Origin of the sequence: Novosphingobium sp. Fuku2-ISO-50 (assembly GCF_001519055.1) — a bacterium.
Classification (GTDB): domain Bacteria; phylum Pseudomonadota; class Alphaproteobacteria; order Sphingomonadales; family Sphingomonadaceae; genus Novosphingobium.
In genome coordinates, this window is sequence record NZ_KQ954287.1 from 270,527 (window position 1) to 294,710 (window position 24,184).

At 64.2% G+C, this 24,184-nt stretch carries 20 protein-coding genes; 12 read left to right on the top strand and 8 right to left on the bottom strand.

The window, feature by feature from the left end:
• Position 1: 1 nt before the first annotated feature.
• Positions 2 to 1,708 (bottom strand): acyl-CoA dehydrogenase family protein, encoded by a 1,707-nt coding sequence (locus tag AQZ50_RS06965; protein WP_231730145.1) that lies wholly within the window; start codon positions 1,706 to 1,708, stop codon positions 2 to 4.
• 189 nt (positions 1,709 to 1,897) lie between these two features.
• Here AQZ50_RS06965 and AQZ50_RS06970 point away from each other — a divergent pair, with 189 nt between their 5' ends.
• Positions 1,898 to 2,554 carry a TetR/AcrR family transcriptional regulator gene (locus tag AQZ50_RS06970; protein ID WP_197412399.1) on the top strand — a complete coding sequence of 219 codons (657 nt, stop codon included), beginning with the start codon at positions 1,898 to 1,900 and terminating at the stop codon, positions 2,552 to 2,554.
• A gap of 58 nt (positions 2,555 to 2,612) precedes the next feature.
• On the opposite strand, the gene AQZ50_RS06975 is transcribed toward AQZ50_RS06970, so the two are convergent.
• From AQZ50_RS06975 to AQZ50_RS06995, 5 genes are all read right to left on the bottom strand, one after another.
• Positions 2,613 to 4,937 (bottom strand): TonB-dependent receptor, encoded by a 2,325-nt coding sequence (locus tag AQZ50_RS06975; protein WP_067744523.1) that lies wholly within the window; start codon positions 4,935 to 4,937, stop codon positions 2,613 to 2,615.
• A 53-nt stretch (positions 4,938 to 4,990) separates the two neighbouring features.
• Positions 4,991 to 5,767, bottom strand: a complete 777-nt coding sequence (locus tag AQZ50_RS06980) for an SDR family NAD(P)-dependent oxidoreductase (protein WP_231730146.1) — start codon at positions 5,765 to 5,767, stop codon at positions 4,991 to 4,993.
• A 110-nt stretch (positions 5,768 to 5,877) separates the two neighbouring features.
• Positions 5,878 to 7,668: an acyl-CoA dehydrogenase C-terminal domain-containing protein gene (locus AQZ50_RS06985; protein ID WP_067744529.1), complete on the bottom strand. Its 1,791-nt coding sequence runs from the start codon at positions 7,666 to 7,668 to the stop codon at positions 5,878 to 5,880.
• A 45-nt stretch (positions 7,669 to 7,713) separates the two neighbouring features.
• Positions 7,714 to 9,378 (bottom strand): class I adenylate-forming enzyme family protein, encoded by a 1,665-nt coding sequence (locus tag AQZ50_RS06990; RefSeq protein ID WP_197412400.1) that lies wholly within the window; start codon positions 9,376 to 9,378, stop codon positions 7,714 to 7,716.
• A 326-nt stretch (positions 9,379 to 9,704) separates the two neighbouring features.
• The gene (locus tag AQZ50_RS06995; RefSeq protein WP_067744532.1) at positions 9,705 to 10,667 is read right to left on the bottom strand and encodes a helix-turn-helix domain-containing protein; all 963 of its coding nucleotides are present in this window, start codon (positions 10,665 to 10,667) and stop codon (positions 9,705 to 9,707) included.
• 153 nt (positions 10,668 to 10,820) lie between these two features.
• On the opposite strand from AQZ50_RS06995, the gene AQZ50_RS07000 reads away from it, so the two are divergent.
• From AQZ50_RS07000 to AQZ50_RS07025, 6 genes are all read left to right on the top strand, one after another.
• A complete protein-coding gene (locus AQZ50_RS07000; protein ID WP_197412401.1) occupies positions 10,821 to 12,119 on the top strand; it encodes an acyl-CoA dehydrogenase family protein in 1,299 nt (432 codons plus the stop codon).
• A 20-nt stretch (positions 12,120 to 12,139) separates the two neighbouring features.
• Positions 12,140 to 12,886 (top strand): SDR family NAD(P)-dependent oxidoreductase, encoded by a 747-nt coding sequence (locus AQZ50_RS07005; RefSeq protein WP_067744535.1) that lies wholly within the window; start codon positions 12,140 to 12,142, stop codon positions 12,884 to 12,886.
• A 101-nt stretch (positions 12,887 to 12,987) separates the two neighbouring features.
• Complete coding sequence (locus tag AQZ50_RS07010; protein ID WP_067744538.1) at positions 12,988 to 14,220, top strand: thiolase family protein; 1,233 nt, start codon at positions 12,988 to 12,990, stop codon at positions 14,218 to 14,220.
• A gap of 27 nt (positions 14,221 to 14,247) precedes the next feature.
• Positions 14,248 to 15,855 carry a class I adenylate-forming enzyme family protein gene (locus AQZ50_RS07015; RefSeq protein WP_067744541.1) on the top strand — a complete coding sequence of 536 codons (1,608 nt, stop codon included), beginning with the start codon at positions 14,248 to 14,250 and terminating at the stop codon, positions 15,853 to 15,855.
• Complete coding sequence (locus AQZ50_RS07020; protein ID WP_067744544.1) at positions 15,852 to 16,970, top strand: saccharopine dehydrogenase family protein; 1,119 nt, start codon at positions 15,852 to 15,854, stop codon at positions 16,968 to 16,970. Before AQZ50_RS07015 ends, AQZ50_RS07020 begins: the two co-directional genes overlap by 4 nt.
• Entirely contained in the window at positions 16,967 to 17,755 is a 789-nt protein-coding gene (locus tag AQZ50_RS07025; RefSeq protein ID WP_067744547.1) for an SDR family oxidoreductase, read from the top strand. The genes AQZ50_RS07020 and AQZ50_RS07025 overlap by 4 nt, the downstream gene beginning before the upstream one ends.
• Here the strand turns inward: AQZ50_RS07025 and AQZ50_RS07030 are convergent.
• A complete protein-coding gene (locus AQZ50_RS07030) occupies positions 17,745 to 18,521 on the bottom strand; it encodes a helix-turn-helix domain-containing protein (protein WP_067744549.1) in 777 nt (258 codons plus the stop codon). The two genes, AQZ50_RS07025 and AQZ50_RS07030, sit on opposite strands and share 11 nt — an antisense overlap.
• Before the next feature lie 90 nt (positions 18,522 to 18,611).
• On the opposite strand from AQZ50_RS07030, the gene AQZ50_RS07035 reads away from it, so the two are divergent.
• From AQZ50_RS07035 to AQZ50_RS07055, 5 genes are all read left to right on the top strand, one after another.
• Positions 18,612 to 19,094, top strand: a complete 483-nt coding sequence (locus AQZ50_RS07035) for a MaoC/PaaZ C-terminal domain-containing protein (RefSeq protein WP_067744551.1) — start codon at positions 18,612 to 18,614, stop codon at positions 19,092 to 19,094.
• Positions 19,095 to 19,214: 120 nt separating this feature from the next.
• Positions 19,215 to 20,159: a 3-carboxyethylcatechol 2,3-dioxygenase gene (locus tag AQZ50_RS07040; protein ID WP_067744553.1), complete on the top strand. Its 945-nt coding sequence runs from the start codon at positions 19,215 to 19,217 to the stop codon at positions 20,157 to 20,159.
• 48 nt (positions 20,160 to 20,207) lie between these two features.
• Positions 20,208 to 21,416 (top strand): acyl-CoA dehydrogenase family protein, encoded by a 1,209-nt coding sequence (locus tag AQZ50_RS07045; protein WP_067744556.1) that lies wholly within the window; start codon positions 20,208 to 20,210, stop codon positions 21,414 to 21,416.
• 17 nt (positions 21,417 to 21,433) lie between these two features.
• Positions 21,434 to 22,006, top strand: a complete 573-nt coding sequence (locus AQZ50_RS07050; RefSeq protein WP_067744559.1) for a flavin reductase family protein — start codon at positions 21,434 to 21,436, stop codon at positions 22,004 to 22,006.
• A gap of 24 nt (positions 22,007 to 22,030) precedes the next feature.
• Entirely contained in the window at positions 22,031 to 22,897 is an 867-nt protein-coding gene (locus AQZ50_RS07055) for an alpha/beta fold hydrolase (RefSeq protein WP_067744562.1), read from the top strand.
• Positions 22,898 to 22,918: 21 nt separating this feature from the next.
• Here AQZ50_RS07055 and AQZ50_RS07060 read toward each other — a convergent pair whose 3' ends face one another.
• On the bottom strand, positions 22,919 to 24,163 hold the full coding sequence (locus tag AQZ50_RS07060; RefSeq protein WP_197412402.1) for an MFS transporter: 1,245 nt from the start codon (positions 24,161 to 24,163) through the stop codon (positions 22,919 to 22,921).
• Positions 24,164 to 24,184 lie beyond the last annotated feature (21 nt).

Genomic DNA, 24,184 nt, shown 5'->3' on the forward strand with positions numbered 1-24,184 from the left:
TTCAGCCGAACTCGGCCATGGCGATCGAGGGGAAATCGGCAATCAGGTCGCTGCCCATGGCCACTTGTTCGCACTCTCCGCGTGCCAACGGCAGCGCCAGCCGCAGCCAGTGGCGCCCCAGCCCGGCCAGATGATCGGCGATCGGGCTGCCCGTTTGCCCGGACAGGCGCAGCGCGATCCAGCCGGTGGTGACCAGCGAGGCCAGTTGCAGGAACGGATAGGCCACGATCGGCGCGGTGTCCTTTGCCAATTGCCCCCGCGCCTCTTCGAGCAAAGCCAGCAGCGCCGCAAACTGTCCGGCGGCCCAATGATCGCTCGCCGCGTTCAGATCGGCGCGCGCACGATCGAGGAACGCCTGCATCGCGCGGCCCTCGTCGCCCAGCACCCGGCGCATGACCAGATCGAGCGCCTGCATCCCGCTGGTGCCTTCATAGATCGGCAGCACGCGCGCATCGCGCAGATAGCGCTCCGCCGGCCATTCGCGCGTGTACCCGGCGCCGCCGAGCACCTGGATCGCCTCGTTGGCGCAAGTCACCGCCGCCTCGGCACAGAAATTCTTGGTAATCGGCAAGAGCCAGGCCAACAGGTGCCCCGCCTCCGCCTGCGCCGCCGCATCGGGCTCGCGCGTCTGCAGGTCGCTGACCGCCGAGGCTGTCAACACCAGCCCGCGCGTGACTTCGGCCCGCGCCGCCGCTGCAAGCAACATCCGCCGCACATCGCCATGCTGGTCGATCGGCACCGGCGGGCCATCGGGCCGCCCGCCCTGCCGCCGCTCGGACGCATAAGTCCAGGCCAGCGAAGCCGCCGCCCCCGCGATCCCCGCGCCCTGGCTGCCCACCGACAGCCGCATGCCGATGATCATCGCGAACAATTGCGGCAGGCCCCGCCCCTCGACCCCGACCAGCCACCCGCGCGCGCCTTCGAAACCCAGCGCGCATGTCGGCGAACAATGCAGCCCCAGCTTTTCCTCGATCCGGCGCACCACGACCGCGTTGCGCACGCCGTCGATCACCGAAGGCACAAGAAACAGGCTGAGCCTGCCCGCCCCCGTCACCGGATCGGTGCTGCGCGCCAGAACCATGTGGCCGATCCGCTCGGCCAGGTCATGATCGCCAAAGCTGATCCACATCTTTTCGCCGGTCACCGCCCAGGCCCCGTCATCGAGCGGCACCGCGCTGGTGCGCAGGCGCGGCACGTCGGACCCGGCATCGGCCTCCGAAATGCAGATCGTCGCGCCCCAACTGCCGTCGATCAGGCGCGGCAGCCACTCCTCGCGCATCGCCGCCGACCCGTATTTCTCGATCACCCGCGCGGCACACCGCATCGGTGTCGGCGCCATACCGAACCCGGGCGAAGCGCGGTTGAACAGTTCCTCGCACGCCGAATGCACCGCGACCGGCAGGCCCATCCCGCCGAATTCGATCGCGCCTTCGGTCCCGGTCCAGCCGCCCGCGACGAATGCGGCCCATGCCTCATGGTGCCCGGCGGCCAGGCGGACCCGCCCATCAACCAGCGCGCACCCTTCGCCATCGGCGCGCCGCCCGAACGGAGCGATCTCGCCCTCGGCAAGCGCACCGGCGGCGCCGATGATTTCACGCAGGAATGGCTCGTCAAAGCCATCATCAGGCGACAGCGCGGACACTCGCGCAAATTCGGGCATAGCGACAAGATGCGCCACAAGCGCCGAAACGGTCGAGGCAAAACCCAACGTATACATCCCCCTGCACCGTGACGAGCCGATCGCGCGGGACCAGACTCATCCGTATCGATACGATTGCGTATGGTTTGCGTCGCAGTCATGGTCAAGACCGAAAAGGGCCGCGCCATGCTCTGGACCGGACGGCAAATCGCCCCTAAACCACGGCAGCCGGGCCAATCGGCGCCAGAAAGAATTCAAATGTCGGAACGTTCAACACCCAAACCGGAGACGACAACCGCAGAACCGGCGACACCGGTGCGTCGGCTGAATCGCGCCGACTGGATTCGCGCAGCGATCAACGTCATGGTCGCACGAAGCGTCGAGCAGGTCCGCGTCGAGCCGCTCGCAGTCGACCTCGGGGCTTCAAAGGGCAGTTTCTATTGGCATTTCAAGGATCGCGACGATCTGCTCGCTGCGGTCCTTGAAGAATGGCGGCTGCGCTCGACCATCGCGGTCGAAGTCCGGCTGGCACAAAGCGAGCCGAACGTGAAATTGCGCATCCTGCGCATCATGCAATTGCCGTTCCGGTCACAATCGGCCGCACGCGCGGCTGACCTCGAATTGGCGATCATGGGATGGGCCCGCCGCTCGGACGCCGCACGCGCAGCCGTGCACGCCCTCGACGCCGCGCGGACCGCCCATCTTTGCGAGCTGTTCGAAGAACTCGAACTGTCGCACGAAGATGCCGATTTCCGGGCAAACCAGGCCTATTCGACGCTGCGCTATGTTGCGCAGCGGGGCGATATCGATCTCGCCGCGCGCAAACGCTATGTCGAACGTGTTCATCACACGCTGACAGCCGATCTTCCCGACATCCTGTCCGCGCCGACAAGGCGCGACACCGCCGCCGATTGATCCTGAATGCATGGCAGGCGCCCCCTTCGCGATGGAAGGGGGCGCCCCCCGTCAGGGATCAGAAGTTGTAGCGCAGACGGGCACCGTAAGAACCGCGCTCGCCCGGAACGCTCATGCCGATGCCGAGCGCCGACACGTCAAGCCCCCAGACCTTGTAGTAGGCGCCGGTGATGTTGTTGGCATAGACCGACACTTCGAAGTTCTTCGCCGCCGTCTGCCAGGCGATCCGGGCATTGAGCGTAGCGATCCCCTTCTGGTAATTGATCGGTTCGTTGAGAACCGTCAGATAGTGACCGCCGACATATTTCGAATCCGCCTGGACCGAAGCATCGCCATCGAGGAATGCCCAGTGGTAGCGGGCCAGCCCGGTCAGCTGCACCGGCGCCGCATCGGGCAATTTCCGGCTGACGACTTCGCCGTCGGGCAGTGTCACGTCTTTCACCTCGCTGTGGATCAGCGCGATGTTGGCAGACAGATCAAGACCGCGCATCGGATTGACGCGAAGCTCCGCTTCCCCGCCATAGACAGTCGCATTCTTGTTGGTGATCGATTGCGACAGGCCCAGAAGCGAAAATGCCTGATAATTCTTGTAGTCGTAGTAATAGACCGATGTGTTGAGAGTGGCCAATTTGCCAAACAGCCTGGTCTTCATTCCGGTTTCATACGACGTCAGCACTTCCTGCTTGTACGGGAAAGTGCTCGGCGTGATCGGCGGGAACGCGGGCGCCGCCCAGTTGCCGCCCTTGTGACCGCGCGTATAGCTCAGATAGAGCAGCGTGCCGTCGATCGGACGCCAGTCGAGCTGGGCCTTGGCGGCAACATTGCGGAAGACTTCGCGATCCGAATAATCCACCACCGGAACGAACGCCTCGGTATCGCTCCACTGATAATGAAACCGCTTTACATCAGTGGTATAGCGCAGACCGCCGGTGAACGACAGTTCCGGTGAGAATTGATATTCGCCCTGGGCAAATTCGGCATAGCTGTCGACGTCGACCGTGTAGCGCGGCTCGAAATGGACAGGAATGGTCGACGTGGAAACGCCGCAAGCCAAACCGCTGCACAGCGGGTTGCCGACAAAGACGCCAAAATCGAGATCGAGCGGCTGCGTATAATAGCCCCGCATATTGAGGTAATAGAGCCCGGCCACCCATTTCAGCGCGCCATTGGTCCCATTGAGGCGCAGTTCCTGGCTGAACTGCTTGTAGTGACCGTCCGCAGAATAGGTGAAGAAGTTTTGCGGGCTGGAATCGGTGTCGTATTTTTTCTGATTATCGACCTTGAGATAGTCGGAAATCACCGTCAGCGACGTCGAGCCGAATTGCTGGGTCAGCTTTGCCTGACCTTTGTAGATATCGCGCAGATAATAGCCGGGATCGTTCGAAGCCACGACCCACGGATTGCTGCTGGCGGGCTTGTACCCGACGAGATTGCACCCGGCGCACGATGAGATCGTGCCGCCCAGAACAAGGTTCGACCACGTACCGATCTGGTTCGATCCAAGCAATGTGCCAAGCCCGTTGGCCCCGGTCACCGCCGGTTCGAACGGCCATACGGCACCGGCCTGATCGTCATTGTTGTACGACCCGATCAGATTGAGCTTCGTATCGGGGCCGAGATCGGCCTCGATCTGACCGCGAACCGCCCAGTTGCGGGTATTGCCGACATCGTGGCGACCGGTGACGATGTTATAATACGGACCATCGCTCGAATTGCGGGTAAAGGCGATGCGCGCGCGAATGCCTTCGGCCAGCGGCCCGCTCAGCGCGCCCTGAATATTGTACGTGTTGAAGCGGCCATAGCTCGCTTCCATGTAACCGCTCAGTGTGTCGGTCGGCGCGGCGCTGATGTAGTGGATCAGGCCCCCGGTCGCGTTGCGCCCGAACAGCGTCCCTTGCGGCCCGCGCAGAACTTCGACGCGCTGAATGTCATACGTCGGCGTGGCGATCGCCATGCTGCTGCCGACATAGCCTTCATCCCAATAGACCGCGATCGGCGTTTCGAGATGGTCGGCAAAGTCGTTCTGCGACACACCACGAATATTGATCTGGGCGACCGAGGGATTGGCGTAGTTGATGTTGAGCGCCGGCGTCATCTTGGCCAGATCGTTGGTCGTGTTGATTCCCAACTGAGCCAGCGTCGTCGCATTGAACGCCGTTGCCGCGATCCCGACGTTCTGCAGCTTTTCCTGCCGCTTGTTGGCCGTGACGACGATGTCCTGGATCAGCACGCTGCCATTGTCGGCACTGCCCGTGGCGGCGGAGCCGCTGTTCTGCGGCGCATCGGCGGCAAAGGCCTGGCCCGGCACCATGGCCGCCGCAGCCAAAGCCAGAACCGACGCTGCGGAAACCGGCTTGAAGCGCAATGATCTGATTGTTTTCATGATTTTCCCTCTCTGTACGTCACGATTTTTCGAAAATACGCGTGAAACCCGGTTCAAACCGCGACCGTGCCGCCATCGACGACCAGGCAATGGCCGGTGATGTGCCGTCCCGCTTCGCTGAGCAGGAGAACCGCCGGTCCCTTGAGATCGTCCGGGCCGCCGACGCGACCAAGCGGAATGCCGGGCAGCAATGTGGCACCGACCTTGTCGATGAATTCCTGCGCCATCTCCGATGGAAAAAAGCCCGGACACAGCGCGTTGACATTGATGTTGTAGGCGCCCCATTCGGCAGCGAGCGCGCGCGTATAGTTGACCAGCGCGCCTTTCGAGGCATTATAGGCAATGATCTTCATGCCAAGATCGGGACGATTGCCGTAAAGCCCGCCGATCGAGGCGATATTGAGCACTTTGCCGGCCCGGCGCGGAATGAAGTGGGCCTTGCCGACTGCGCGCGTCAGCAAAAAGGGCGCGGTCATGTTCAGCGACATGACTTCGGTCCAGGCCTCGAGCGAGAAGTCTTCGGCGGGCGCATAACGGCTCATGCCCGCATTGTTGACCAGCAGATCGATCGACCCGAACTTGCCCGCAGCGTCAGCCACCAGATCGTCGATCGCGCCAAGATCCTGCAAATCCGCCGCGATCGTCGCGACAGTGCCGCCCGTCGCTTCGAGCGACGCGCGGGCCGAAGCGAGCTCTGCCTCCTTGCGCGCGACCAGCACGACTTGGCCGCCGAATTCGCAAATCGCTTCGGCAATCTGCAAGCCAAGACCGCGCGAACCGCCTGTGACCAGTGCGGTCTTTCCCTGCAGATCGAATCTCGATCGCGCCACCATGTGTCCTCTCCTGATTATTTTTTCTAATGTTTATAGCTTGTTATGCGAATCCTTGATCAACTCGCTCCGGACAGCGGGGCGGCGACAATCGCGGCTTCGGCCATGATTCAAAAATCCGCCTCGGACAGCGCCATCACTGTCGCCTTGCCCGCCGCGATCGCGGCACGCAGCGGTGTGACCTGGGGCAGGATGCGCTGGGCAAAGAACTCCGCCGAAGCGATCCGCGCCCCGTAGAACCCGGTTTCGCCGGACCCGTCGGCCAACGCCGCGCTCGCCACCAGCGCCGCGCGGGCATGGCAAAAGCCCAGCGCGACCAATCCGAACAGGCGCAGGAATTCGCTCGCCCCGGCAGCCGCGTCCTCGGCATCGCGCTGCGATTGCGCGGCAATCAGCACGCTGGCCCGGTCAAGCTCGTCGAGCGCGTCGGCAAAGGCCGGCACGATCCCCGCCAGCGCCGGATTTGCGCCTTGCGCCTCGGCAAAGGTGCGCGCAGCCGAGAGAAAGCCGCGAAACGCGCGGCCCCCTGCGGCGGGAAGTTTGCGCCCGACCAGATCGAGCGCCTGCACCCCGTTGGTGCCTTCGTAGATCATGCCGATGCGGGCATCGCGCAAATACTGTTCGACGCCGCTTTCGCGAATATAGCCGTGACCGCCGTAGACCTGCACGGCAAGGCTGGCGCTTTCAAAGCCGAGATCGGTAAACAGCGCTTTGACTACCGGGGTCATCAGCGCGACGAAATCGCCCGCTTTTGCGCGGATTTCGGGATCCTCGGCATGACGTTCGGCATCGAGCGCGCGCGCAACCCAGCCGCCCAACGCGCGGCAGCCGTCATTGTTGGCGCGCATCGTCATCAACATGCGGCGCACATCGGGATGAACGATGATCGGATCGGCGGCCTGCTCGGGATGCCTTGCGCCGGCGGGCGAGCGGCCCTGCGTCCGTTCGCGCGCATACCACACCGCCGCCTGATAGGCGGCCTCGCCGATCCCCAGCCCCTGGATGCCGACCGACAGCCGTTCGCTGTTCATCATCGTGAACATCGCCGCCATCCCCTTGTGCGGCTCGCCGATCAGCCAACCCGTCGCATCGTCAAACGCAAGCTGGCAGGTCGCCGAAGCCTTGAGGCCCATCTTGTGTTCGATCGCGGTACACGTGACCGCGTTGCGCGTGGCCGGATTGCCGTCGGCATCGAGCAGGAACCGGGGCACGAGAAACAGGCTGATGCCCCGGATCCCCGCAGGCGCATCGGGCAACCGTGCCAGCACGAGGTGAACGATATTGTCCGCCAGATCGTGTTCGCCGGCGGAAATGAAGATCTTCGCGCCGGCAATGGCATAGGCCCCGTCTCCGCGCGGGACTGCCCTTGTGCGCAAAAGGCCAAGGTCGGTCCCGCAATGCGCCTCGGTCAGGCACATCGTCCCGGTCCATTCGCCGCTGATCATGCGGGGCAGCCATGCCCGTTTCAGATCATCCTCGGCATGGGCATCGACCACCGCGATCGCGCCATACGTCAGCCCCGGATAGGACGAAAACGACAGATTGGCGGCGGTGGTCATTTCCTCGACCAGCTTGCCGATCGAATCGGGCAGCCCTTGCCCGCCCCATTCCGGATTGCCCGCCAGAGAGACCCAGCCGCCTTCGCGAAACGCGCGATAGGCTTCGACAAAACCGGCAGGCGTGCGCACCCCGTCCGCCTCTATCCGGCAGCCTGCCTCATCGCCGACCCGATTGAGCGGGACCAGCACCTCGCGGCTGAACCGCGCCGCCTCTTCGAGCACGGCATCGGCCAGATCGGGAGAGATCGCTTCAAGCCCCGCCAACGCGCCAAAGCCATCGTCACGGCTCAATTCATGAAGCACGAAGCGCATGTCGCGCAACGGGGGGTCATAGACCTGCATGGTGCATCCCCCGCGGCGCCCGGCGCGAATATTCCATTCCTGCCTTCATGCCCGCACCGCCCCGACGATGTCGCCCCGCAGATCCTTGCGCAGGATCTTGCCGCTGGGCGTCTTGGGCAATTCGCCGACGATCAACATTTCGCGCGGCAGCTTGTAGGCGGCCAGCCGATCGCGACACCAGGCCTGCATCGCTGCGCCATCGAGGGCTTGCCCGTCGCGCAGCGAAACCACCGCGCGCACCGTTTCGCCGCGATAGGCATCGACCACGCCGACCACGGCGGCCTCGCGGATCGCGGGATGGCCGTAAAGCACGTCTTCGACTTCGCGCGGCCAGACTTTGTAGCCCGCTGCGTTGATCATGTCCTTTTTGCGATCGACGACATAGACCCAGCCTTGCGCATCGACAAAGCCGATGTCGCCGGTGCGAAAGCCGTCGGCGCGCATGGCTTCGGCGCTTTCTTCGGGACGCTGCCAATAGCCCGATGCGACTGTCGGGCCGGAAATGACGATCTCGCCGATTTCGCCGATGGCGACCGGATGCCCGTCGTCGTCGGCGATCCAGGCATGCGTCTCGCTGACCGGCACACCGACGGCCAATGTACCGCTGGCCGGATCGACCGGCGCCTCGCGCCCGGCGGGCACGGCAATGACTCCGGCGCTGGTCTCGGTCAGACCATAGCCATTGTGCATATAGAGCCCGGTCAGTTCCTTGAACGAGGCGACCAGCGCGGGCGGGACCGCCGCACCGCCCGAAACGATGGTGTGAAACGAAGCGAAATGATCGCGCGTCACGCCCGGCACATTGGTCAGCGCGACATAAGCGGTCATCGCCCCGATGGTGAAGCCGGGGCGATATTCGGCAATCGCATCGAGCACGACGCCCGGTTCGAACCGCCAGGTCAGCACCAGCGGCAGCCGCGCGGCAATCGCCACCGCAATATGCCCGACCAGCCCCGTCACGTGAAAGAACGGCGCCATGGCCAGCACCGCGCCGGGCTCTTTGTCGAGATCGTACCAATGCATGATGATGCGCGCATTCGTCGCAAGGTTGCGATGAGTCAGCATCGCGCCCTTGGGCTTGCCCGTAGTGCCGGAAGTATAGACCAGCAGCGCAACCGCATCCGCATCGCTCACGCCGGGCAGACCGCCAGGACCGACCGGCGTTTCAGCCAGCGCATCGAACGTGTCGGCAGAAACATCGGGCGCAGGCTGCGGGATGACGCGGCGATCGTTGCGCGCCTGCATGCGGTCGGCGCCGACGACGATCAGACGCGGCGCGACAGCATCCAACGCATCCGCAGCAGCCCTGACGATCGGCACCAGCGCATCGAGCACGACGACGCTATGCGGCGTCGCATCGGCCAGAATGCCTTCCACCTCGCGCTCGCGGTTCATCGGGTTGATCGTCACGGCCATGCCGCCGGCTTTCCAGGCGGCGAGCATGGCGATCACGAATTGCGGCATGTTCTGAAGCATGAGCGCAAGCCGATCGCCCGGCGCAAAGCCGTCGGCGATCAGCGCAGCGGCCAGACCGTCGCTCAGCCGGTCGAGATCGGCATAGGAAAGCGTCGTATCGAAATACTGGATAGCAGGGCGATCACCGGCAAGGGCAACGGCGCTGCGAAACACGTCAAGCATCGTGCCATCAGCGCCTTCAAGCCGAGCTTTGGCGCTTTTGGTGTAATGCCGATGCCAAACCGCTTCGTCCACAATCCCCTCCCGAGACCAATTGCCTGTATGCGTCTGGATTTTTTGACTTCGTTGGCAGGGGCGCGAAACGGACGAGGCCCGATCGGGGATCATCCGCTATCGTTCGCGCCCGTCAAACCGACGAAGCATCTTTCCAATTCGCTGGCGTATGGATACGCATGCGTATGGTGCGTGTCAAGGTGAGCCCGAGACGGCGCAACCTCCCTCGAACACGATCATAGCACGACGCTTCCCGGCGCTGTTTGCGCCGGGGGAAGCGATCCTTTGCGGGGCGGGAATGGAATCGGGGCGGGAATGGAATATTCGCGCCGGGCCGTTACACGCTGTCAGTGCAGCAGCGTATCAGCCCCGGAAAACAGCAATCGCGGCGAGCATCCGAAATGCGCCTTGAACGCCCGATTGAAGCTGGAAATATTGGAAAATCCGAAGCGATAGGCGATCTCGTGAATCGGCACCGAGCCAAGGCCGCACCGCTCGATTTCCATCCGGCAGCGCTCCAGGCGCCGCTGCAGCACCCAGCGCATGACCGACAGCCCTTCGGCCGCAAAGATCTGCGACAGATAGCGCCGACCGATACCGATGCCATGGGCGATCGCTTCGGGATTGAGCGCTTCATCGCCGAGGTGTTGCTCGATGAAATCCATCGCCCGCCCGAGAATCTTGCGACGATAAGCGGTCGATTGCGAATGGTCGCCCGGCTGGGTGGAATTGACCAGTTCGCCGACAAACCCCAGAATCGATTGCCCGACCAGCCGCGCGGCGCGATCGCCAAGATCGTCCGATGTCCGCGACGACACCAGCATCAACTCGGTCGCGGCAACGCCGATCCCGCGCGACACATCGATCGTCCGCCCGACGACATCTTTCATCCCCGCGACATGCGACAACAGCAACGCGGCGGGAATCCGCAACCACAGCGCATCGAGCGTGTCCGACATCTCGATGACATATTCCTCATCGGTCGTGACAAAGCCGAGATCGCCGCATTTGAGCAGGCAGCTGCGGCCAAGATGCTGAATCCTGAGCTGTCCCTGAAGCGGGGCGCAGGCGAAGAAATAGGACGAATCGCCATCGGTCATGTGCCGCTGCAACCGGCGCGACACGCAATTGCGCGAGATATGGCTCGACCGGATCAGCGACAGCTCGCCCATCGGCGAAACCAGAAAGCGGCTGTTGATCCGCTCGGCGCTGTCCACCTCCAGATTGATAAACAACCGGCTGATCGTTTCCGGCGCGTAAGTGGGCATCTCGACCACCGATGGCCGACGCGCCCCGGGCTCTGCGTGCATCACATCCACTCCCGCCCCGCAAAATATCCCTTCCCGTGGCGTAAACCGCCATGGCCGGCCTTCTGCTAGTTTCGCTTCCAACGGGGCTGCCTAGCAGAAGCCGCCCCACGATAGAAGCGCCGCAATGCTGCGCAACATGGAGGGGACGAGAAAGTGCCGGTTCAAGAGGCGATTGCTGTCGAACAGCCCACTCACGGAATTTTTTCCTGGCCCGAACAGCCGCGCGTAAAGCTCGGCCGGACCGGCGCCGAGCCCGAATTGTCCGAGACCGAACAACAGTTTCAGGACATGGCGCATGGCTTTGCGCGCGATGTGCTGCGTCCGATCGGGCGCCAGCTCGATCGCATGACGCCCGAACAGGTCATCGCGCCGGATTCGCCCTATTGGGTGATGCGCAGCAAATACAACGAATTGCAGATCAATCCGCTGACCCTCTCGGAGCTGAGCCCCAAAGAGATCGCGCGGATCAATCCGATCATCAACGAGGAATTCGGCTGGGGCGACGGCGGGCTTGCCGTCTCGCTCGGGTCGGGGCAGTTGCCCGCGATGTTGTCGCTGATGTTCGGCAAGGCCTACTTGCTCGACCGGTTTTCGGTCGAACAAGTCGGATGCTGGGCGATCACCGAGCCCGACCACGGCACCGACGCGCTCGATCCCTCGCGCCAGATCTTTCACCCCGGCGGCGCCTATGGAAAGCCGAACTGCGTCGCCCGCTTCGAAGGCGACAAAGTGGTGATCAACGGCCAGAAATCGGCCTGGGTGTCGAATGGCCCGATCGCCGAAGTCTGCGTGCTCTATTGCTCGGCCGATACCGGCGCCGGCCCCGATCCGCAGCGCGGCGCGGTGATTCTGGTTCCGCTCAATCTGAAAGGCGTCGGCAAGGGCAAGCCGCTCGACAAGCTCGGTCAACGCGGGCTGCCGCAGGGCGAGCTGTTTTTCGACAATGTCGAACTGCCGCTCGATCACGTGCTTGTCGGGCCCGACCATTTTCAGCGCGCGGTCTATGCCGTGCATACCGAGGCCAATATGGCGATGGGCGCGGTGTGGACCGGCACCGCACGGTCGGCGTTCGACATCGCCTGGGACTATGCCCATAGCCGCAAGCAGGGCGGGGTGCCGATCTATCGCCATCAGTCGGTCGCACACCGGCTGTTCCACATGTATCGCCGCGTCGAAGCCGCGCGGGCGCTGGTCCGCCGGGTGACCGAATTCAACACCCTGGCCGAACTGCCCGCGCTGCAAAGCGCGATGGCCTGCAAAGTCACCTGCACCCAGGCCGCGTTCGACAACGCATCGGACGCGATCCAGTTGCTCGGCGGCAACGGCGTGACGCGCGAATACCCGGTCGAAAAGATCTTTCGCGATGCGCGTGCGGCGATGATCGAGGACGGCTGCAACGAGATCCTCGCCATCAAAGGGGGCACCATCATGATGGACCCCGACCTGCTTTGAGCGCGGGGCGAACGGACACCATGCGCTTTTCAGGAAAAATTGCGCTGGTCACCGGCGCGGCGGCAGGTGTCGGCCGCGCGGTGGCAGAGCGGCTCGCCGCCGAAGGCGCTTCGCTCATGCTGCTCGATTGCGACGAGGCGGGCGTTGTCGCGCTGGCCGGGGCGCTTCGCGCGCAAGGGCATGGCACGATGACGCGCGCGCTCGATGTCGCCGATCCGGTCGCCTTTGCCGAGGCGGTGGCGGCCTGTGTCGACCGCTTCGGCCGGCTCGACCTTGCCGTCAACAATGCCGGGATCAACGGCGGGGCGATGATGCCGTTGTGGGAAATGGGCGATGAGCAGTGGCACCGGACCATCGCCGTCAATCTCGACAGCGTGTTTTATGGCCTGCGCGCGCAGATGGCAGCCATGCTCGGTCACGGCGGGGCGATCGTCAACATGGGCTCGATCATGGGGCAGGTCGGGATGGCGGGAATCGCGCATTACACCACGTCGAAACACGGCCTTGTCGGCCTGACGCGGGTCGCCGCAATCGATGGCGGGCCCCACGCGATCCGGGTCAATGCCGTGGCGCCGACGTTCCTGCCCACCGCCTTGATGGACGACGTGCCCGAAGAGGTTTGGGCACAACTGCTTCAGGGCCATCCGCTGCCGCGCCTGCCCTCGGTCGACGAAGTCGCCGCGCTGACCTGCTTTCTCCTTTCGGATGATGCGCGCGCGATCACCGGCTCGATCCAGATGATCGATGCAGGCTGGACCGCGCAATAGAAAAGGCGCCCTTCGATGCGTGAAGACGCGGCCTCCGGCGCCGCGACGCGCTGGTTTTCCCACCATCTTTGCCCGACAGGCAGGAGCGACCAATCGTGAAAATGAACGCAATCATTGCAGGCGCCGGCATGACGGCGTTCGGCAAATTCCCCGGCCGCGGCCTCAAGGATCTGGCGGGCGAGGCGATCACCGCCGCACTTGCCGACGCGGGGCTTGGCCTCGGCGATATTCAGGCCGCGTGGATGGGCAATGCCGCCGCCGGGACGATCACCGGGCAAGTCTGCGTGCCGGGCGAAATCGTGCTGCGCTCGCTCGGGCTTGGCGGCATTCCGGTCATCAATGTCGAAAACGCCTGCGCCACCGCCGCGACGGCGATGAACCAGGCCGCCGCGATGATCAGCGCGGGGCTTTACGACGTCGTGCTCGCCGTCGGCTACGAAAAGCTGGTCCATGCCGACAAATCGCGCAGCTTTGCCGTTTTTCTCGGCGCGGTCGATGTCGAGGACATGGTCGGCCTGCGCGCGCGGATCGACCGCAAGATGGCCGCGATCGGCATGGACGTCGACCCGGCCACGGCGGCCAGCCGGTCGCTGTTCATGGACATCTATGCCACCGAAGCGATCGAACATATGCAGCGCTACGGCACGACCCGCGAACAGTTCGCCGGGGTCACTGCCAAAAACAGCCGCCACGGCGCGCTCAACCCGCGCGCGCAGTTCCGCAATGTCGAAACGGTCGAAAGCGTGCTGGCCGCGCGCGACATCATCTGGCCGCTGACTTTGCCGATGTGTTCGCCGATCGGCGACGGCGCGGCGGCGATCGTGCTGGTCAGCGAGCGGAAAGCGCGCGAACTGGGGCTGACCAGGCCGGTCAGGATCACGGCAAGCGAGCTGACATCCGGCTGGGACTATCCCGAAGACCTCGACACGCCGGTCTTTCCCGCCGCGATCGGTGCCGCCTATGCCCAGGCCGGGATCGACCCTGCGGATATCGATGTCGTCGAATTGCACGATGCCTCGGCATCCTCGGAAATCCTGCACAGCGAATACCTTGGCCTGTGCCCGGTCGGCGAAGGCGGGCGGCTGATCGAATCGGGCAAGACCGCGCTTGGCGGCGGCGGGCGGACGGTGGTCAATCCCTCGGGCGGATTGCTGCGCAAGGGGCATCCGATCGGGGCCACCGGCATCGCCCAACTGGTCGAAATCCATGAACAGTTGATGGGCCGTTCGGGCCCGCGTCAGGTCGAAGGCGCGCGCATCGGCGTTGCCGAAAACGGCGGCGGCTATGTGCGCGGCGATGTCGGCGCGCTGTGCATCACCGTTGTCGAGCGTTGATCCGGGTGGAGACGGGACCATTCTGACATGACCATCACCAATCCGATTTCGATCGCCGACCTGATCGCGCAAAAGGCTCGCACCCATCCCGATCTCGACGTGCTGACATTTGAAAGCAATGGCGATTGCGGCGGCGGCGACGAAATCCGCACTTATCGCCAACTGTGGGAAAACGGCCGGAAAATCGCCGCCGGCCTGCGCACAATCGGCGTCCGGCCGGGGATGCGCATCGCGCTCTTGCTGCAAAATCACCCCGAATTCGTTGAAATGATGGTCGCCGCCGCGCTCGTTGGCGCGGTGCTCGTGCCGATCGACCCGCGCACGCGGGGGCAAAAGCTCGCCTTCATGCTGCGCGACAGCGGATGCAGCGGCGCGGTCTGTGCCGCCTATTCGAGCGAGGGATTGGCCGAGGCGGCGCACGAATGTCCCGATCTCGGCTGGGTGGCGATGGTCGATGCCGCCATGGCGCCAGCCGGTTTGAAAGGCTTTCCCCTCGCCGACTGGCTCGCCGCGCCGCTGCCCGATCCGCCGATCGAAAGCGCGGTGACCGATCCGGCGCAGGCGATGGAATTGATGTATACGTCGGGCACGACGGGCGATCCCAAGGGGATCGTCATCCCCCATGCGCGGTTCATGGCGGTCGCTGCGGGCAATGCCGCCATCTTCGGCTTTCGCGCCGACGATCGCCCTTATACCGGGCTGTCGCTCACGCACGGCAATGCACAGTTCATCACGCTGGGCACGTCGCTGTGGATGGGGTTGCGGGCAGTCATCAGCCGCCGCTTCACCAAATCGCGGCTCTGGCCGATCGTGCGCGCGCACGGGTGCACCGTGTTCAACCTGCTCGGCGGGATGGTCACCGCGATCTACAGCGAGCCCGAACGCGGCGACGATGCCTACAATCCGGTGCGCCGGGTCATTTCCGCCGGAATGCCCGCCGCGCTGTGGGAACAGTTTGCCCGCCGCTTTGACGTCGAGATCTTCGAATTCTTCGGCGCGATGGAAGGCGGCATGACCACCCATCCGGTCGGCGAAGGACCGATCGGCAGCTGCGGACGCGTCGCCCCCGGACAAGTCGCCAAAGTCATCGACGAACAGGGCAACGACGTCCCGCCCGGCACCCCCGGCGAAATCGTGTTCCGCCTTGCCGACGGGCCCTGGCCGCCCGTGCAGTACCACAACCAGCCCGAGGCCTCGGCGCGCAAAGTGGTCGATGGCTGGCTGCACTCGGGCGATATCGTGACGATGGACGCCGATGGCTGGGTCTTTTTCCAGTATCGCAAGGGCGGCGGCATTCGCCGCAACGGCGATTTCATCAACCCCGCCTTTGTCGAGCGCGCGCTCGCCGAACACCCCGCGATCGATGACGTGTTTGTCTATGGCGTGCCCGCCGCAGGCGGCGCGCCGGGGGAAAAGGATGTCGTCGCCGCGATCGTGCCCAAAGGCGATCCCGATCCGCAGGCGATCCTGCGCTGGGCGCGCAAACGGCTCGAAGCGAACATGGCCCCGACTTACGTCCAGATCGTCACCGAAATCCCGAAGACCGCGTCCGAAAAGCCGCAAGAACGCTTTTTGCTGCAGATGTTTGCGGACGACGCGTCCTCGGTTCACACGCTTCAAGGAGAACAGGCATGAGCACTATCGAAGTCGTGATCTACGGCGCGAGCGGCTATACCGGCGAACACCTGATGTGGAAGCTGGCCGAACGCGGCATCCCGTTCATTGCCGCCGGGCGCAACAAGGCGCGGCTCGAACGCCGCATTGCCGAACAGGTCGAATTGAAAGGCGCGCGCTATGAAGTCGTCGAAGTCGCGCATGACGAAGCCGCGCTGACCGAGCTGTTCCGCGGGCGCAAGGTGGTCCACAATCTCGTCGGCCCTTATGCCCAGTTCGGCGAACCGCTGGTCCGCGCCGCGCTCGCGGCGGGGTGCCACTATTTCGATGCGACCGGCGAACAGGATTGGCAGATCACCGTGCGCGATCGCTATGGCGAGGCCTTTGCCGACAAGGGCCTGATCGTCTCGCCATCGTGCTCGTTCATGTGGACCGGCGGGATGCTGGCGGCCGAATCCGTCTTGTCGACGCCGGGCATCGACAGCGTCGACATTGCCTATGCGGGCGAGGGCGTTCCTTCGGCGGCATCGACGCTCAGCTTCATGCGCATGTGCTGCCAGCCGCAATTGCGGCTCGTCCACGGCAAGATGGAAGCATGGCCCGCCGCAACACACATGCTGATGAATGTGCCCGGGATTCACCAGACGATGATCGCCTTTCCGTGGAGCGGCGGCGGCGAATCGGTATGGTACGAAAACGACCCGCGCGTGCGCAACTGCCAGACGCTGGTCACCTTTCGCAATCAGGCGCTGATGCAGATGCTGATCCCCTGGATGCAGGAATTCGCCGAAAAATACGCGCATCTGGGGCAGGCCGAGCAGGAAGCGGCCACCAATCGCTGGGCGCTCCAGATCGCGCCGGAAGGCGACATGCCGCGCGAAGATCTCAAGGTTCACCGCACGATCGTCAGTTGCCATGGCCGGGGCACGCAAGTCGCCCGTTCGACCGTGACATTCGGCGCCACCGGCTATGTCTTTACCGGGACGCTGGGCGCGGCGCTGATCGACTGGCTGTTGCAGAGCCGCCAGAGCGTGGCCGGTTTCCAGCCCGCAACCCGGATCATGAGCATTCCCCGGCTGCGCGCCGAACTGTTCGAAGCAGGCGTGCTGGGCCAGGTGAGCGAGGTGATCGCATGACGGCCGGGCGCGTCGCCGGCAAACGCGTGCTCGTTACCGGCGGCGCGTCCGGGCTCGGCGCCGCCATTGTCCGCCGACTGGCGGGCGAAGGCGCGCGCGTGTTTGTTGCCGACATCGACGGCGAACGGGGCACGGCGCTCGCTGTCGATACCGGGGGCCGGTTTCTCGAACTCGACGTGACCGACGAAGCCGCCTGGATCGCCACGATCGCCGCGATCGAACAGGACGCGGGCGGGCTCGACGGGCTGGTCAACAACGCGGCGATCATCAACAGCCGCCACGGCCTCGACATCGAAACCATCGCCATCGACGACTTGCACCGCCTGTTCGCAGTCAATGTCGACGGCACTGTGCTGGGGTGCAAACATGCCATTCCCCTGCTCGCGCATTCGGGCGGGGGATCGATCGTCAACATGTCGTCGATCGCCGCGCTGCTGCCGGCAGGGTTCCTGATCAGCTATAGCGCAAGCAAGGCGACCGTGATGCACATCACGCGCTCGGTCGCCCTGCATTGTGCGGAAAAAGGCCATGCCATCCGCTGCAACACCGTCCATCCGGGCAATATCCTCACCCCCATGCTGCGCGACATGATCGCGCGCACGGCGGTCGATGCCGGCATGACGTATGACGCAATGGCTGCGCTCAATCTGTCGCGCATTCCGCTGGGCAAATTCCAGGAGGAAAGCGACATCGCCCACGCTGTGCTCTACCTGATCTCGGACGAGGCGCGCTATATCACCGGCAGCAAGCTGGTGATCGACGGCGGCATGACGCTCAGCAACTAAGACGCGCTTCGATCCGGCGGATGCGCGCGGCCAGCGGGTCGAGGAAGCGCTCTGCCGCCGTTTCGACCGACATCGCGGTCGAAAAGAACAACAGATTGATACTGCCCAGCACTTGCGTCGGGCCCTGCACAGGCAGGGCAATCGCGCTGATCCGGTGATCGGCGCCGCCGACCGCCCAGGCATAGCCGCGCGCGGCAAAGTCTTCGCGCAGCAGTGCCACGCGTCGGTGCAGGTCTTCGCGATCGCCGCCGACCGTGCCACGATGCAACGCAATATCCAGCATTTCCTCGCGATGAGCCTCGCTTGCGCCCGCCAGCACGGCGCGGCCCATGGCCGTTTCGAGCAAAGGGCGCCGACGCCCGACCATCGCGCGGTGCACCGAATAAGGGCTGAACCGATGGGTCGTCTCGCGGATCACCATCCAGCCTTCATCAAACGTCGCAAAATCGGTCGGCCACATCACCTGCGGCGCAAGGTCGAAAATTTCCTCGCAGACGATGCGCGCGGTCAGATCGGTTTCGGTCAGCCCGTCACTCAGCGCGCGCACCGCCGGGGTCAGGACGAATTGCCCGTCGGATTCGCTGCGCGCGACATAGCCGAGCTCGGCCAGCGTGTGCAGCATGCGATAGGCGGTCGTGCGGTCCACCCCGGCCAGCCGCGCCAGACTGGCGGGGTCCGAACGCCCGGCCTGATTCAGCGCGGCGAGCAGCGCAAGACCGCGTTCGAGCGCTCTGACCGATGGGTATGTGCGATCCGTGTCCGTCATGGTGTTCACCTGTTGCACAAACCGTATTGTGCAATTGCCGCTGCGTAAAGTCCGCGTCAGGATTGCGGCAACGAGAGAGGGAGAGGCGCTTTGCTGTCGCAACAGACCCATGAGGTCGAACCGGTCTATTTTGACGACATCGAACCGGGTGCCGAAATTGTTTCGCACGAAGTCGTGATCGAGCGCGAGGCGATCATCGCCTTTGCTGCGGCATGGGATCCGCTGCCCGTTCATCTCGACGACGATGCTGCACGCGCAGCCGGGTTTGACGGCATTACCGCCTCGGGCACGCACCTGCTCGCGATCAAGCACCGGCTGCTGTACGATTTCGGGTTTGAACACACCGTCGTCGCCAGCTTCGGCTTTGACGAGATCCGCTTTCGCGCGCCCGCCCGTCCGGGCGACAAAGTGCGGGTCAAACTGCGCTGGGAAAGCAAGCGGCTATCGGATTCGCGCCCCGGCGTCGGCATTGTTCGCCATTATTGCGAATTGCTGCGCGAAGATGGTCGCGCGCTGCTCTCGCTTTACGACACGATCCTGATCAGGCGCCGACCCGACCCGGCCGCAGACTGAATTTCGTCGCCATCCCCCCGGCCCGGACCGGGAACCGCAGTCCCCTGACGCGCAGCGTGCCGCGCCGTGCGGACGGCTGCGCGCTTTCGCCGGGGCCGTTCTGTCAAGGAAGTGCAAGCCATGGCCGTTCATCTCAAATGCCTGTCCCATACGCCTTTGCGTGGCCTCAACGATCCCGGCGCCGACGTAACGGCCGAAGTCGACCGCGCTTTGGCGCGCGCCAGAGCCGAGGTCGAAGCGTTCGATCCAGAGCTGATCGTGATCTTTGCGCCCGATCATTACAACGGGCTGTTCTACGACCTGATGCCGCCGTTCGTGCTGGCCACAGAGGCGATCTCGGTCGGCGATTACATGACCACGCCCGGGCCGCTCAACACCGCGCGCGACATCGCCGCGCAACTGGCCGTGCATGTGCTTGATCATGACGTCGATCTGGCCATTTCGCACCGCCTGCAAGTCGATCACGGCTGCGCGCAGACGCTTGAGGAAACCACCGGCAGCCTGACCCGCTATCCGGTGATCCCGATCATCATCAACAGCGTGGCGCCGCCCTTTTCCCCCTATCGCCGAATTCGCCGCCTTGGCGAAGTCGTTGGCCAGTTCCTCGCCGGACTGGACAAGCGCATCCTGATCCTGGGCAGCGGCGGTCTGTCGCACGAACCGCCCGTGCCGCTGATCGCCGCAGCGCCCGACGACATCCGCAATTTCCTGATCGCCGGGCGCAATCCCACCCCCGAAGCGCGCGCCGCACGTCAGGCGCGCACATTGGCGGCGGGCACGATCTACGGTACGCCCGAAAGCACGCTGACCCCGCTGAACCCGGAATGGGACCAGCGCATCATCGACTTGCTGCTCGACGGCGATCTCGCCGCGTTTGACCGGTTCGACATTGCCAAAGCCTCGCAGGAGGCCGGTCGGTCGTCGCATGAAATCCGCACCTGGGTCGCCGCCTTTGCCGCACTGTCGGCCTTTGGCAGCTACACCGGGCGGCTCGATTATTATCGCCCGATCAACGCCTGGATCGCCGGTTACGGCATTGTCAGCGCCGAGCCCGACGCGGCCTGATCCGCTATTTCCCCGAATTTCCGCCATCATATCCAAAGGAGTAAAGACATGACCCAGGTTGCCCCGGTTCTGTCACGCGACATTCCCACCGAAGACGAAATCGTCGCGCGCGCAAACGCACTGATCCCGCTGCTGCGCGAACGCGCCGAAGCTTGCGAAAAGGCGCGCTCCGTGCCCGTCGAAACGATCGCGCTGTTCAAGGAAGCCGGTTTTTTCCGCATCCTTCAGCCCAAGCGCTGGGGCGGCTATGAAATGAGCCCCAACACGTTCAATCGCGTGCTGATGGAACTGGCGCGCGGCTGCCCGTCGAGCGCCTGGGTGGTGACCGTGCTGGGGCTTCACCCGTTCGAATTCGGCCTGCTCGATCCGCGTGCCGGTGACGAAGTCTGGGGCGAGGACAATTCGGCGCTGATCTCGTCGTCTTATGCGCCGTTCGGCACGGTCGAGCGCACCAGTGGCGGCTATATCCTCAATGGCGAATGGAAAACGTCGAGCGGTTGCGATCATGCCAACGGCGGCGCCTTTGTCGGCGGCCGCGTGGCCAATGCGGCGGGCGAAGTGGAATTCCGCTCGTTCTGGATTCAGGCCAAGGATTTCCGCATCATCGACGACTGGTTCGTGGTCGGCATGGCGGGCACCGGCAGCAAGTCGATCTTCCTCGAAAACGTGTTCGTGCCCGAACACCGCGCCCATGTGATTGCCGCCTATGGTGAAGAAACCCATGGCAACGTCGCCAATCTCTTCAAGATGCCGTTCTTCTCGGTCTTCTATGCGGCGATTTCCTCGGTGGTGATCGGCATGGCGCGCGGCATGGTCGATCTTTACATCGAACACATGGTGCCGCGCCAGAATATCAATCAGGCGATCGGCGCGGCGGTGAAAGACCCTTTCATCAAGGGCCGACTGGGCGAAGCCGAAGCCAGGATCCTGGGCGCGATGACCCGCGTGCTCTACAACACCGACGAAGCATGGTCCTATGCCTCACGCGGGGAACTCGTTCCGCTTGACGTGCGCATCCGCCAATTTGCCACCAACCAGTTCACCGGCGGCGAATGCTTCGATGCGGCGCACATGATCTTCAAGAAAACCTCGACGCGCGGAATCTGGCTGTCGAGCCCGATGCAGCGCCAGATGCGCGACATTCTGGTCGGCGCCAATCACATTACCCAGAATCAGGACAATATCGGCGAATTGCTGGGCGGCCACCTGCTCGGCGTGCCGCTGGCGCCGGGCAATCCGTTTGGCGTAAAAGTCTGAGTGAGGGCAGCAAGACCATGCCCAAAACCATCAACCAGTTGCGCGATTGGCAAAGCCCGGCCCATCTCGCCACGTTGGAAGCGGTCGATCCGCAGACCCATCGCGGCGCGATGCGCCATTTCGCCTCGCCCGTGACCGTGGTGACCAGCCGCAAGGACAATGACCCGGTTGGCCTGACCGCGACCGCCGTCTGTTCGGTCACGGCCGATCCGCCCCGGATCGTCGTTTTCATCAACAAGCAGACGCTCGCCGACAGCGCGATCATGGCCAGCGGCGCAGTATGCGTCAACGTGCTGGCCGGCGATCAGGAAGAGGTCGCCCGCGCCTTTGCCGGGATGATTCCGGGCGTGATCGGCCCGGCCCGTTTTGATCATGGCCGCTGGGGCGAACTGGTCACCGGCGCGCCGGTGCTCGACGGCGCGCTGGTCGCGATCGACTGCCGCGTGATCAAGGTGTTCGAGGAAAGCACGCACCACGCATTTCTGTGCGAGATTCTCGCCACGCGAGAACGCGGCCCGGGCGATGGCCCTGACGATTCCGCAGCGCTGCTTTATTGCAATGGCGCGTTTCACCATTTGCCGCATGCCTGATCCCATCCAAGCAGAAAGCCGACCATGACCCAAGTGCCCGCCTATACCGAAGCCTCGACCACCCGCTTTGCCGAAGCGGTGATCGACGGCACCACCTATCGCGTCCATTACAACGAGATCGGCACCGGCGACAAAGTCGTCGCCATGCTGCACGGATCGGGCCCCGGCGCGACGAGCTGGGCCAATTTCGTGCGCAATATCGATCCGTTCTTGGCGGCGGGATACCGCGTGCTGCTGGTCGACAGCCCCGGCTGGGGCCAAAGCGATCCCGTGGTCTGCACCGGATCGCGCTCGAACTTCAACGCGGCGGCCTTGCTCGGCGTGCTCGACGCGGCGGGCGCGGCAAAGGCGCATCTCGTCGGCAATTCGATGGGCGGGCACAGCGCGGTCGCCTTTGCGCTCGCCCATCCCGACCGTATCGGCAAGCTGGTTCTGATGGGCGGCGGCACCGGCGGGCCCAGCCTCTATGCCTCGATGCCGACCGAAGGGATCAAGCTGCTTCAGGGGCTCTATCGCGACCCGACCATCGAAAAGCTCAAGGCGATGATGAACGTCTTCGTGTTCGACGCGGGCGCGCTGACCGAAGAGCAGATGCAGTTGCGGCTGACCAACATGCTGTCGCGGCGCGATCACCTCGAAAATTTCGTGAAGAGCCTGACGGTTAACCCGCGCCAGTTTCCCGACCAGAACGCGCGGCTCAACGAAATCGCCGCGCCGACGCTGATCGTCTGGGGCCGCGACGACCGCTTCGTGCCGATGGATGTGGGGCTGCGGCTGCTCGCGGGCATTGCGCGGTCCGAACTGCATGTCTTTTCGCGCTGCGGCCATTGGGCGCAATGGGAACATGCCGACAGCTTCAACGACCTGGTGCTGGCTTTCCTCGCCCGGTGACCGCGTGCCGGGGGCGTCGTTTTACCCCCGGCGACGCCTGCGCGGCGCTGTCTCACGCACGAACAACGCGACGACCGCAGCGCCGAGCGACAGCCCGGCCATGATCCACAGCGGCGCGCTCTGGTTGGTATGGTCCGCGACGATCCCGGCCCCGATCGGCCCCAAGGCCCCCCCGATCATCTCGCCGCAGCCCACGACCAACCCCAGCGCCCGCGCTGCGCCTGCCATCCCGACGGTTTCCACCGGGATGATCGCCATGAAGATCGGAAAGATCCCGAGCACTGTCCAGCCGACAAAGAACGGCACCGCCAGAACGGCAAACGATGCGGGCAGGGCCAGCGCCGAAAGCGGCATGATCGCGCCAAGCAGCGCAAACAGGATCATCACCGGCTTGCGCCCCCAGCGATCGGACAGTGCCGGGACCGGCATGCTGGTGACAACCGCAGAAAGACCGAGCACGGCGACCAGCCAGCCCATCTCCGCCGTCGACAGCCCGCGCACTTTCGTCAGGAAAAGCGGTACAAAATACCAGCACGTCGAATTGTAGGCGACCAGCAGCGACGCGATCACGCAGCACAGCACGACATTGCGCCGGAACAGCGAGACCACCCGCTTGTCCCTTGTGCCGTCGGCCCGGCCCTGTGCCGGATCGCCGGGATCGGGCACCAGCCAGGCGATCAGCGCGACGCAGCTCAACCCCGGAATCGCGGTCAGGTAAAACGTCATGCGCCAGCCGAAGTGCGTTGCCAGCGCGATCAGCACCACCGGCGCGAGCATCGCCCCGAACAGGTTCGACCCAAACGCCTGCATCATGCCCATCGCCAGACCGCGCCGCCGTTCCGACACCAGCCGCGTGGTCAGCGACTGGCTGACCGGCAAGACACCGCCTTCGGCAAACCCCATCGCCAGGCGCGCCACGAACAGGCTCATGAACGACCAGGCCAGCCCGCTGATGAACGAGGACAGCGAAAAGACCAGTGTCGCGGCGATCAGGGCCAATTTGCGTCGGCCATGGCGGTCGACAAGATGCCCGATGACATAGCCCGACAAGGCCCAGCTGAACGCCAGCGCCGCGGCAAGGCCACCGATCTGCGTGTTCGACAGCTTCAGATCGGCCTGAAGAAACGGCACCAGAAATCCGACCGCATTGCGATCGAAGAACACCACGCCGAAATTGAGGCTGAGCACGATGATCGCGATCGTCGTCGCGCGCACCGAAATCGGCGCCGGAATCAACGATTGCGCCTCGCGTGAATATGCCGCCACGGCACCCCCTTGTTTGTTATC